The 12,878-nt window shown below is 69.8% G+C and carries 4 protein-coding genes; all 4 read right to left on the bottom strand.

Annotation, left to right across the window (positions count from 1 at the left end; translation table 11 throughout):
- Window position 1: 1 nt before the first annotated feature.
- Window positions 2-973, bottom strand: a complete 972-nt coding sequence (locus tag MNY62_RS00330) for a peptidylprolyl isomerase (protein WP_242342084.1) — start codon at window positions 971-973, stop codon at window positions 2-4.
- Between the two features lie 204 nt (window positions 974-1,177).
- Entirely contained in the window at window positions 1,178-1,519 is a 342-nt protein-coding gene (locus MNY62_RS00325; protein ID WP_242342083.1) for a hypothetical protein, read from the bottom strand.
- Between the two features lie 81 nt (window positions 1,520-1,600).
- Window positions 1,601-2,029, bottom strand: coding sequence for a hypothetical protein (locus MNY62_RS00320; protein WP_242342082.1), 429 nt, complete (start codon window positions 2,027-2,029; stop codon window positions 1,601-1,603).
- 4 nt (window positions 2,030-2,033) lie between these two features.
- Window positions 2,034-12,842 carry a SpvB/TcaC N-terminal domain-containing protein gene (locus MNY62_RS00315; RefSeq protein WP_242342081.1) on the bottom strand — a complete coding sequence of 3,603 codons (10,809 nt, stop codon included), beginning with the start codon at window positions 12,840-12,842 and terminating at the stop codon, window positions 2,034-2,036.
- Window positions 12,843-12,878: the final 36 nt, after the last annotated feature.

The following is a 12,878-nucleotide window of genomic DNA, read 5'->3' as shown; positions in this document are numbered from 1 at the left end:
CCTACATTCCGGCGATCGCCTTCTCGTCGACCTTCATCGCGGCGTCCCTCACCGCCGCGTCCACGACTTCCCTGCGCGCCCTGGAGCGCCGCTCCGACGTCAGCCGCTGTCGGAGCACCTCCTTCACGTCGTCGAACGACGGCCGCTGCTCTCGCTCGCGGACGACGAGCTTCACGACGTGCAGCGCGCTCGCCGTCTCGACCACGCGCGGGAGGATCGCCCCGGCTTCGGTCAGCTCGAACGCCGCGGCGGACAGCTCGGGCCCGTACAGCGACGTGAGCTCCTCCCGGCTCATCGGCGGCAGCTCGCCGTTGAGCGCCCGGGTGCGCGGGTCCTCGGAGCGGAGTCGCGCGAGGTTTCCGAACGCGAGCGGATCGAGCGGGCGCTGCTGCGCCGCCACCAGCACGGCCTGGGCCGCGCCCAGCTTCCGCGCCCGCGCGGCGGCGTCCGGGGCGTCGAGCGTGATGATCGCGACCCGGACCTGCTCGGGCCGCAGCAGCTCTTTCTCGTGCTCGGCGAACCAGGCCCGCACCTCGTCGTCCGTCAACGGCCGGCCGGCGGCGGACTCGTCGAGCTTCTTCTCGACGAAGGCGGTCGAGAGCTCCTGCGCGTAGCTCCGCGCGAACTCGCTGGTGCGGTGGAAGCCCTCCGCCTCGGCCCGGCGCGCGAGCAGCAGCGTCCGCGTCCAGCCCTCGACGAACTCCTTCCGCGCCGCAGGGTCCGCGAGCTGCGCCCGGAGAGGACCATCCTTCGGCCCGGCGAGCGCCTCGATCTCGCCGGCCGTCACCTCGTCGTGGTCGAACCGCGCGAGGACGGCGCCGCTCGACGGACGCCCGTCGAGCGGGCTGCCGCCACCGCCAGCGTGGCCGATGCGGTAGCCCGCGACACCGGCGATCACCGCCGTGATGACGGCGGTCACGACGACCTGCCGCCTGGAGTTGGTGGGGCCTGCAGGAGTCTCGTTGTCGCTCACTCGATCACCATTCTGGCCATCTAGACCTACGGTCAACCGCGTTGCGGCTGATGGGCTTCGGCGTGGTGTGCATGCTCGTGGCCTGCATCGTGTCTCTTCAGTTCCGATCGCCCCGCATTCGGTGCACCGCACCCTCGTTCTCGGGCGACGTTCACCGTCGCGGCTCACTGGTTTCGTGCATTACTCTCGGTCCGGCCCCCGCGGTCAGGGCTTGCGCTGCTCGGGCGCCGAATGCTTCTCCTGCCAGTCGCGAAGCGCTCTCTCGTCATCGGACGTCCAGCGATTGCACCACCACACCGCCAGCAGGTAGGCCCCGATCGCCGTCACCCCCACAGCCAACCGGACCGATCGCGGGGGCGCCCCGCGCAGTAACGCCGTCAAGCCACCCACGAAGGCGACCAGCGCAGTCACACCGACGAAGACGGCCGCCCACCCGTCCGCGCATTCCCGCATGAGCACCAATGCCGCCAGTGCACCACCAAGCACGACAATCGTATAATTGAGCAGACAGCTCGCGAGGGTCTGCCATGTGACGCGCGGCCTCATCGCGAACCTCCCGGTGAACGACGCCCCCTCCCGTCGCGGCTCACTGGTTTCGTGCATTACTCTCGGTCCGGGACCCACTCGTCACAGGCCTGGCTCCCGGTCTGGGCTCGCCGCACGGCGCCAACGCTCTCGCTTCTCCTCGTGCCGCTGACGTCGCCACGGGTCGGCGTCCATCGTGCGCAGGTAGAGCGACTCCGCACCAATCACCACGGGAAGGACCAGGCGAAATGCCTTCGGGTTGCGGTCGATGTCGTCCGCCAGCTTGGCGCACTGGATCAAGAGCACCGGAAAGAGAACGAGCGCCACCGCTCCCGTTCCAAGCCTGCGCGGCCAGCTCAAGCCGTTCAGGCTCCACACGAGGGCCGCTGCCACGGGCACGGGAGCAAGCGTCACGAACGCGAAGAGCCATACGCGCTCCTCCCCGACCTCCACGGAGGCGCGGACGAAGACGAACGCCAGGACCGCCAGCGGCGCGAGGAGCGACGCCAGCAGCATGTACAGCCGCGGCATGGACCTAGTGGCACGCACCGAGTTTCCTCGACCTCTCCTGGATCTCCTTGAAGCCGCTCCTGATGGCGTCCTGCGTTTCAGGCCGATTGCCTCCCCCGCCGTGCGCGCCAGTCGAAGCCTGCACGCTGACGTTGGGGAACGCCTTGTAGAAGGCTTCGAGCGAGCCATATTTGGCGGTTATCGCCGTGACGATCGCCTCGTAGGATCGGTCCCCGAAGCTCTTCCCCATCCAGCCCGGCACCCCCGAGTCATTGGCCATGTCCTTGTCGCCTCGGATACCCACGATGATGAACATGTTCGAGGTCTTGGCCGCAGTTTCCACCTTGCTCACGAAGTCCGCGTCCACTCGAGCGCCGGCCGCGACGCGCAGATCCCAGTTCTTGCCTCCGTCAGACGCTGCTGCGCCCAGCGCGGCATCTCCGCCGATGCTGAAGCCAGCCAGGATCCGCGGTTCGTCCTTATTATGTTTGTACTTCTCGGCGATCGAGATACCCGTGGCCGGAGTGTCGTTCCTGATGGACCACTTCGTGTAATTGATCTCCGGGCGATACTCAGTGATGGGCGTCTTGTACAGGCCTCTGACCGTCTTGCCGAGCTCCTCCACGCCGGATGGGCTACCGACGAATCCTCCGTGCAAGATCACCGCGTCACGACCATCCGGATCGACGTAGTTCAACGGGTTGTTGAGCACGTATGAATACAGCGAGAGCTTCCTCGACAGGTCCCGCGGGTTTTCGCTCATCAACTCGGGCAATATCGGATCGCTGCTCACCCACCTCGCCCTGATCGGATCCAGGTACCGCGCCCCGAAGTAGTAGAGCCCCGTCTCCTCATCCATCTCCTTCGACGAGAAGAGGAACTGCTGCCGGTGAACGGGGTCGCCGTCGGAGTCGTACCGCGCGTCGCGCCAGACCTCGCCGTACGGGAAATACTCCACGTGCTCGTGGACGCGGCCGTTCTGGTCAGTCACCCAGGAGGTCGAGCCGAGCTGATCCGAGTGGTAGTAGTACGTCGCCGGCTTGATCTTCGTCGTGTCGGGGCGCCGGTCGATCACGGGGTTCGCCGCGGGATCGATCGGGCATTTCTGAGGCTGGTAGGTGCTGGGGTCGCACCCGCTGACCGTCTCCACCGCCGGTTGCACGATCGGCCCGGAGACCGCCGTCCCCTCGCTCCAGCTCGGCTCCCAGCCCGGCGACGGCAGCAGCTTCGAGGCGACGCGCGTCTCTCCGATGAAGACGTGCTTCGTCGCCGCCTTGCGCCCCTTCAGCGCGAAGAACTGGCCGACAGTGATCGACTCGCCCCCGCGCCCGAGCTTCACGACCCGCTGGCCGCCGGCGTCGTAGATGAAGCGCGTGATGTTCCAGCCCCCGCCGTCGATGACGGCGTTCAGCTCGTTCTCCTCGCCCCAGAAGTAGCGGCGCAGCTTGTCGGAGTTCGCCTGGCAGGTCGTGTCGCCGTGGTCGCGGCACTCGCGCAGCGTGTTGCCGTTCGCGTCGTAGACGAGGTTACGGTCGCCGATCTTCGTCGCCTGGTGCGGCCCGGCGCCGCCGTAGGAGTAGTCGAAGTCGTGGTTCGTGTGCGGCGGATGCGCCGTCTCGTTGTCGGGGTCGTTCGCGGTCGTCAGCCAGTGCTTTTGGTCGAGCCGCGTCATGTTGTGAATCTCGTCGCCGAACGTGTAGGTCGTCTTGAACCGGTCGACGACGCCCGGACGCGAGAGCGCCGTCCCTGTCGCAGTGGTGAGCCGGTAGAGGTCGTCGTAGTCGTAGGTGTACGAGACCGCCCCGGAGCGCCGACCGATCGCCTCGCCGAGCGCGTTCGTGAGCGTCTTCACGTTGCCCACGAGGTCGTAGGTGTACGTCAGCGCCTGGAGCGTGCGTCCCTGCGACGCGGTGTCCACGTGCTTCAGCCGCTGCGTGTCGGGCTCGTACGTCCAGGTCGTCGTGGCGGCGTTCCCGAGGACCGCGTGACGGCGCGCCCCGAACTCGTCGTAGGTGAGCGTAGAGAGGTAGACCTCGGTCGCCTCCTCCCAGTGCTTCGTGGCGGGCCGGTGTCCCTCCGCGTGGTTCACGAGCCCCGCGGCGTCGTACGCGTACGTGAGCTCCTCGCCGTCGGGGTACCAGAGCCGCAGCATCCGGCCGAAGGAGTCGAACTCGAACCGCGTCTCGAAGGTCTGGGGCGAATCGTTCGGCTTCAGGGGCTTCACCGTCCGGGTGGAACGGATCGTCTCTCCGAGCTTCCCGTACCCGCGCGTCTCGGCCCCCCCGTCGTCCACCACCCGCACGATCCTGCCCGCGCCGTTCTCGGGGGATCCCGGCGGTCCGTACTCGTACTTCACGTCGGTGCCGAAGGGCTTGTTGACGGCGATGAGCTGGTCGAGATTGTACTCGTAGAAGACGAAGGCCTGGTCCGCGGGCAGCTTCCCATCCTTGGCGGCCTGGACGAGGTTCCCGTCCTGACGCGACACGAGGTTACCCATGTCGTCGTAGGCGAAGTCCGTCGTCCCCGCGTCGGGGCTGACGAGCTGCCGCCGCCGACCGATACGGTCATTTTCGACGCGCGTCTCGTTCCCCTTCGCGTCGATCACGGCGTGCAGGTCGCCGACCGGGTCGTACTGGTACCGGGTCGTGTGGACGAGCGAATCGATGTGCTCCTCGACCGCGGAGATCTTGTCGTCGAGCCGCCGGTACATCACGCGGGTGTTGCGGAGCGGGTCGATCACCGTCGCGCGTCGCCGGAGAAACGGGTCCTTCGCTGCGCGCGCGAGGTCGTAGGTCAGCTCGTGGACACCGCCGTTTGGCTCGACAGTCCTGACCTTCCGGCCCAGCACGTCATAGACTGTCGACGTCTCGTAGACGGGAACGTCCTCGCGGAACCCGGGATCCCTTCCGCCGATGAAGTAGGCGATCCCCTGCTCCGTGACGCGCCCCATCACATCCATGCGCTGCCGCCCCGAGGCGAGCACGCCCAGCCCCTTGCCGTGGGCCAGCACGGTCTTCTGCGTCTGGATGGTGCGGCCCATCCCGTCCATGTAGACGAAGGTATCGAGCCAGCCGCCGTTCCTCGGCAGCAGGTTGTGCGTCGCCGCGCGCGCCGGGCTCGCGTCGGGCGCGTACTCGACGCGGACCGCAGGGACGGTGGTGTCGTATGGCCCGAACACCTGGACGATGCGGCCGTTCGCGTCGAGGACGCGGCGCGTGAGGTTGCCGTTGAGATCGGTCGTCGTCTCGACCTCGCCGAAGCGCTCGTCATAGACGGCCGAAGACGCGTACCCGTGGGCGTCCTCGACGTGGGTCGGGAAGTTCCGGGTCACGCCGCTCGTGTCGTAGCGGTAGCGGACCCAGTACTGGCCGCTCTTCACCCTGGGCTGGTGCACCTCGAAGAGCTTGCCGTCGGCGTTCCAGGCCAGGTCCACCTGGATGTACCGCGTGCCATCGAGGAAGGACTGGAGGTCCTTGAGGTTTCCCCTCGCGTCGTAGTGGCCGATCCGCTTGCGGAGGAAGGCCTCGTCGGCGTCGGTCGCGTGCGCCTTCACCAGCATCAGCTCCGGCCGCGCGATCGAGTAGAAGCTCCTCGCCGCCTCGTCGTCGGCGTAGGTGACCGTCGCGTGGACGTCGTCGCCCGTGTTGAGGGGATCCGCGTCACCCAGGTCGGTGAAGGTCAGCACGTTCCCGTTCGAGCGGTCGTACGTGTAGCTCTGGTAGGTGACGAGCTTGGCCGTCGGATCGCCGGTCGTCTCGTGGAGCTCCTGCGTGACGCTGTCGAGCGTGATGACGTGCGAGCCGCACCACTCGTCGAGCGTCGGCCGGAGGAAGAACGGAGCCGCCTCCCTGCACGGATCGACCTCGGGCGCGGCCCTCGCCTCGGTGTCGGCAAACCTTGACGGCAGGGAGTAGCCGTTGGTTGTCTTGCCGAGCACGCGTCCACTGGAGTCCGAGAGCGTCTCCGTCACGACGAGGCCCTTTCTCAGGACCGAGTCGTTCCAGAACGTGCGCACGACCTTCGCCCCGTCGGCGCGGGTCTCGCGCGTCTCGTCGAACCCCAGGAACTCGCGCTCGTAGCGGTGGTAGCGGCCGTCGCCGTAGCCGTACGAGGTCGCGAGGTCGTGGCCGGGCGTGCCATCCGCGCGCCCGTCGTGGACGACGACGCTGGACAGGACCCAGCGGCTCTCGGGCATCGCGACGCTGTTCCCCTTGCGCGCGTAGTCCAGCTCGAAGCTGCCGCCGAGCGGCCGCGAGACCGCCTTGAGCAGGTTCCCCTTGCGGAGCTGGTTGAGCCTGACCCAGACCGCCTCGTTGTCGCCGCCCGGGTTCTTCTCCGCCTTCAGGACGTGATCGGCGAGGCCATCGCCGTCCATGTCCTGGAGCCCCAGCGCGAACCCGGAGACGCGCTTGAAGGTCTTGTCGCCGCCCACCGAGAAGTGGAGCCACGGCGTCATCGCGGGCGACAGCGGCCCGACGCCCCACGACACGACGAAGCCGATGGACGGCAGCTCGCCGTACGTCCCGCTCGCCTCGACCGCGTCCACGCTGGGCGTGTCGCCGTTCACGAGCCGGAGCACCTTGTTGACGCCGGCCGCGAGCCCGGTGTCGCGCAGCCACGGCTTCGTCACCGAGGCCGGCCACGGCTGGACGGGGAGCTGCACCTCCTCGTCGAACCCGAAGCCGTTGTTCAGCCGGACGGTGAAGTGGCCCTTCCCGGTGGTCTTCCGGACGTAGTCCGGCAGGCCGTCGCCGTTGACGTCCGCGAGCGAGATGCCGGTCGCCGCGACGCTCGAGTCCCAGTTCACCGAGGCGCCGTAGTTCTCGTAGAGCGTGAAGCCGGCGTTGGCGTTGAGGCTGATGGAGGTGGTCTTGCGCACCCGCTCCGGGGACACGACGTCGTCCGGGAGGGCGCTCGCGAGGCTGCCGACGAGGTCGTCGAGGTTCCCCTCGCTCCAGCTGCCCACCGGGACGCAGTCCGCGCGCGCCGCGAAGTGCGAGCCGAGGTTCAGGCGGACCCGGAAGCAGCCGCCGTCGCGCGAGACCTCGTCGGGGAGGCCGTCGCCGTTGACGTCGGCCAGCTCACGCTCCGTCGAGCTGAAGTTGACGCCGATGCCGCCGCCGACGGACGGGTACATGGCGACGAGCGCCTTGACGACGCCGTCGTCGGACATGCGTCGCCACGGATCGGAGACGCCGAGCCCGAGGCTCGCCGAGCCGTCCTTGCTCACGCGCAGGCCGAAGGTCTCCGGGCTTCGCTGGAGGCCGGGCCTGGCGGGATCGCGGATGTCGGTCACGCGAACGGCGGTCCCGTCGCCGGCGCGGGAGACGACGTCGACCACGCGGTCGCCGTTCATGTCGAGGACGTCCGTCTTCTGGGTGCTCGTGCCCCTGGCGACGTTGAGGCTCACGCCGACGGCGCCCACCGAGACGCCCGCCGAGAGCGACGTCGACTCGCCTTCGCTCTGCCGGAGCGCGGGCCCCAGCGCGAACATCGCCATGAGCGACGTGGACTGCCCCGCCCCGCCGCCCTGCTGGACGAACTCCCCCTCGCGGGAGGCGTGCCAGATCCCTGCCGAGACGAAGGTGGTCCCCTCCCTGCTCACGAAGGACGGGACGCGCGGGGCGAGCCCCGGCTCCGCCTTGGACACCCAGGTCCCGAGCCGCCTCGGCACGAGCGGCTGCGCGACCTCGGTCGTGTCCTTCACGTCCGGATCCTGGTGCTCGACGTCCACGGTCCCCTGCTCGTAGGCGTCCACCTTCTTGTAGAGCCGCCGGGGGTCGAGGTCCTCGTGGTTCGCGTCGCGCCAGGTGCCGTAGTGGAAGAGGTGATGGCCGCCGCCGAAGCGAGACCGGACGGCGTAGGTGTCCGAGCCGTTCCGGTACGACGAGTACCGGCTGTTGACGGTCACGCTCGGCGACGACGACAGGCCCGTCGCGTCCGACACGAACGTCACGCCAGGCAACCACGTCGCGACGAACTGCGCGTCGGAGAAGATCTCGAAGTAGACGCGCTCGCCTCCGTCGACGTGCAGCTCCTCGACGATGGGCGTGTACGTGGAGCCGTAGAGCTGGTCGAAGCGCCGCTTGACGATCAGGGACTCCGCCGTGCGGGCCGCGACGTAGAGCGCGTCGGACGCGTGGCCGCCGATCTGGAGCGCCGGGATGTACCTGCGCGGATCTCGCGGATCCGGGTACTTCGGGTTCACGAACACGCGGATCGTGCCGGACTCCGGCGCCACCCACGGCTCGATCGGGCGCTCGTCCGGCATTGCCGAGACGTCGGCGTTCGGGTCGAGGTACCAGCGCGGCGAGATCGGGTTGTACACCGGGAACCACGCGTCGCCCGTGAACGACATCGCCTCGGCCAGCTCGGGCGGCGGCGGCTCGCAGCCGTTCGGTCCCAGGCCGCAGGCCGTCTCCATCCGGCCGGCGATCGCCCAGTCCACGGCCGCCGGATCGACGGGCAGGTCCGTCTGGATCCGGAACACCAGCTTCTCGCCGGCGACGACCGCGGAGGTCACCGCCAGGTTCCACGTCCCGGCGCCGTCGGCGGGCAGCGTCTCGTCGATGAGGTTGTCGAACCCCTGGTTCTTCTCCTCGCAGCGGAGGTCCTTCACCTCGGCCTTCTGCGCGAAGCGCTGGACGCAGACCCGGACGTCGTCCGTCGACGCCTTCTTCACGAGCGAGGTCTCGATCCGGAGGGTCCCCGTGGCCGGGACGGCGATGGACGGCGCGGGCTGGCCGGCGATCCTGAAGTCACGGGCCTGGTCGAAGTGGAAGGTCGCGGCGCCGCTCGGCTCGACGCGGCCCTGCTCCTCGTCGCTGAGGGCACGGCACGCGCCGACGCTGCACGGGCCCAGGTGCGAGTAAGAGATCGTCGGCGAGAAGTGGACGTCCTCGAGGGGCGACGGGACGGCCCGATCCACCGGGAAGTCCTCGAGCGTGGAGAGGACGAAGAAGACGCGCATGCCCGGGGCCACGTCCAGGTCCGCGATGCCCACCGGGGTCGGCACGCCCCCGTCCGCGAGCGTCTTCACGCGCTCGAAGACCTTGATGGCGGCGTGATCGCGGCTTCCGTCCCAGACGAACCCCTGGATGCGGACCCCGTCCCGCTCCGCGGGGAGGGGGGAAGGCTGGGCGTGATCGACGAAGAAGAGGTTGCCGGAGACGTCGACGCGTCCCGCGAACGGCGCGATCCATTCCAGGACGGCGTCGGAGGGCTTGAGCTGCTCGTGGATGCTCTGCTCGAGCGCCTCCTGGTCCGGGTTGGCGCCGGTGGGCGTGGACGTCAGGCTCGTGCCGGTGACCATCGGCGCGAAGGCGAACGCCTTCGCCGTGCCCGATCGGTGCTGGTTCAGGAGGACGCCAGACTCTTGCACGACGTCCACGAGGCCGTCGCCGTCGGCGTCTCCCAGGAACTCCGTCGTCTTGGACGAGAAGTGCGAGTAGCCGGCGTTGACCGAGACCGGCCCGTACGACGCCTGCCCCGCCGTGTTCCACCCCTTGCCCTCCTCCTTGCCGAGGGTCGGGAGCGGCACGGACACCACCTCGCCGTCGCCCGGATCCCCGGCCGGCAGCGCGCGCCGCAGCTCGCGCGACCCGGAGACGAGCGAGCCGCTGTTGAACCGGACGTCGTAGCTCCCGCCTCTCCCCGTGACGCGGTCCGGCAGGCCATCGCCGTTGACGTCGAGCAGCAGGCTGTTCGTCACCGACTGGTGCTGCGTGCGGCCGACGCGGGCGCCGACGGTGCCGGTGATCTTGTCGTAGGTGAAGCCGATCCCTCCGTAGCCGTGGATCGACCAGCCGCTCTCCTCGGCGTGCGAGAGCGAGAGGTCGTCCGGCGCCTCCTTGAAGCTCCAGGCGACGGGCGCAGCGAAGGAGTTTGCGTAGTCGGCGTCGAACCAGGAGAACGCGTGGGTGTGGAAGAGCTTCCGCGCGGTCACCTCTCCCGCTCCGAAGACCTCCACCTTCGTCAGGCGCGACTTCCAGAAGCTCTCCGCCTTCCGCTCATAGGAGAACCGGTACTCGCGGATCGTGTCGGTCCTGCCGTCTCGGTCGAGCTGAACGAGGATCGACTTGAGGCGGCGCCGGAGCACCGTCTTGAAGCCGAGCCGGCCCGAGGTGATCTCGTCGGGGCGATCGAGGTAACGGCCACGCGTGTCCTGCTCGCTCCGCAGCTCGACGTGGTAGTGGCCGATCTCCGCGATCCCGAAGGCATCCCGCGCCCCGTCGTACGCGCGCCCCGTGTACTGGATGCTGCTCAGGTAGAGCTGCCGGAAGTCCTCTTCGTGCGTGGCCGCCGTCTGCTGCGGGTGCCGGACGGTGGGACGCGCCTTCGCGTCGGTGTCGTAGACGAACTGCGTCAGGTTCCCGTTGGTGTCGACGACACGCTCCAGGTACCACGCGCCGATGTTGGCCAGCCCCTCGTAGCTGGTGAGGCGCGCCGCGCCGCTCCTGCCGTAGACGTACAGGTTCCCCTGCCTGTCATGGACCTGGAACCAGTGGTCGGTCGGGCCGGTCCCGCAGCGGAGGATCCTGCGGAAGCTCTTCTCCACCCGGGCGCGATAGCGCGTCCCAGCCGAGCCATCCTCGCACTTCGGCGACTCGCTCGTCGGCACGAGCTGCTCGCCGTCGAGGAGGTAGCGGGGCTCGCTGACGCCGTACTCCGGCGCCCCGAAGCGCGTGTCGATCTGGACGCTCGACGACGGGAGCTCCCAGCCGACGCCCAGCCAGCCGTTGCCTCCTCCGGAGTCGTAGGAGAGGCGCAGCTCCGGCTGGTACGCGCCGCGGCCGGCCGGTAGGCGGATCGGGAGCGCGAGCTGGGCGGTCCCCAGGTTGTTGACGCCGGGGGGCGCGATGAGGTCGATCCCGGCCGACGGATCCGAGGCCTTCAGGTCCTTGACGGAGTTCGGGTTGAACGACGCCGGCCCCGGGTGCTCGGGGAGCACGAGCACCGCGTTGATCATGAACGTGAAGTGCGTCGTCTCGCTGACGATCCGGTTCCTCGACCGCTGGAGCTCGACGCGCGGAAGCGCCGTCCACTGCTCGGCCGCCGCGTCGTAGAACCACGTCTGGACCTCCTCGGGGGCGATCCCCTCGGGGAGGAGCGACGGGTCGTAGGGGAGCCCGACGCGCACCGGCTTCGCGAACTTCTGGCCCTTCGGAAGGAAGCGGTAGGCGCCGTTGGCCGGCGCCGTCACGTTCACCATCCCCGCCTCGAGGGGAGGGACCACCTCGGGCCCTTCGCGCGTGATGCCGACGCTCGTGCCCTTCCCGACGGCCCCCTTCCCCGCCTCGAAGGTGACGTCCGTCCCGAGCGTCACCGTGCCGCCCGCCTCGGGATCGATCTTCCCCCAGGCGGTCTGGCCCTCCCGCCCGAAGCGCGCGGCGTCGGAGAGCGAAGGTGCGCTCGCCGACGCCTCGTTCGCCAGCTCCGCGGCGCCATCCCGCTCGAGGACCACGGTGCGCACCACCGTCGTCCCGTCCGGGAAGGTGGCCTTGACGTCCACCGTCCACGGCGACGGTGCCGTCGCCGGGCGCTCGAGCGCGACGCCGAATGCCCCCGCGACGCCGACCTCCGCGCCGCCGATCTCGACGCGCCCGACGCCGGCGGGCGACTCCGCCCAGCCGGCGATCCACGCGCGATCGCCGAAGCGCTCACCCACCTCGCGTCCTCCCTCGAACGTGAGGTGCGGCGCGGTCAGGACGATGCGGGCGGCGCCGACCCTCGGCCCGACGCCGCTGCCCGCGACGGTGATCTCCGTCACGCTGGCCGTCGGCACCTCGGCGCGCAGCGGCGACGGGAAGACGAGCCGCAGCGCCCTCGCCTCGCGCCCAGCCACGGGGAGCGTGCTCGATTCGCTCGCGAGCTCCACGTTCGGCACCCGGCTCCAGCCGCTCGCCTCCAGCAGCTCCAGCGCCGCGAGGGTCACCGGCGCCGCCCCGAGCCGGACCGAGCCTTCGTCGAGCGCGATCGGCCGATCCAGGGTGAGGTCTACGTTCCCGGACACCGCCGCCGGCGTCGCCTCGCCGTCCACCGCGCTCGCCTGCTTCAGGTGCGTCTCGCGATCGAAGAGGTCGAGCCCGTCGTCGGACACCACGAGCAGGCGGAGCCCCGCCACCTGGACCTTCCCCGTCGCGACGGGCGGCACGCACAGGGTGACCCCGCTCGCCGTCCCCAGCCGCTCCGGGTCGAGCTCGTCGACGAGCGTCCGGGCCGCCGCGACGTTCCCCACCCAGAAGCCGCCCGTCACCGCGTCACCGTCGAGGATCCGCTCGAGCGCGAAGGCGCGCGGGACGTCCGCCTCGTAGGCGAGATACGCCCGCCGAGCGCCGGCCACGTCGACCTTGGGGAACGTGGCCTTCAGGCACCGGGCGCCGCCGCTGCTCTCGGAGGGATCGAGCGTCGCCGCGGCGGGCGTGGCCGCCAGGACGCGCACGTCCTCGAAGGCGTTCGCGTCGGCGCGGGTCGCCTCGGCCATCGCCGCGATGCTCCGCGGCGAGCGCTTCCGACCGGCGCCCCAGACCTCGAGCTCCTGGAGGAGCGGCGCGGCCCCTGCGCCGCTCACGCGAACGGTGAGCTCTGTGGCCACGACGGGCGCGGCGAACGAAATCGCCCCCCAGGCGCCGTTGAGCTGAAGCTCGCCCCGCCCCGGGACCGCGATGGAGAGGCCGTCGCCGCGCGCCTTCACTGCGCGGATCTCGACGGGGTGGTCGAAGCGCATCACGACGTCGAGCGGTCCGCTGACGGTCGCCCCCGTCGTCGTGTCCCGGTCGGCGACGGCCGAGAGATCGGTCCCCGCGGCCTGCACGCTGACTGGCGACAGGCGCATCGTCGCACCGACGATGGTCGCGGCTGGCGATGACGA

Origin of the sequence: Anaeromyxobacter terrae (assembly GCF_022690685.1) — a bacterium.
Classification (GTDB): Bacteria; Myxococcota; Myxococcia; order Myxococcales; family Anaeromyxobacteraceae; genus Anaeromyxobacter; species Anaeromyxobacter terrae.
Note: the sequence above shows the minus strand (reverse complement) of the source record. Positions and strands in the feature narration are given on the sequence as shown.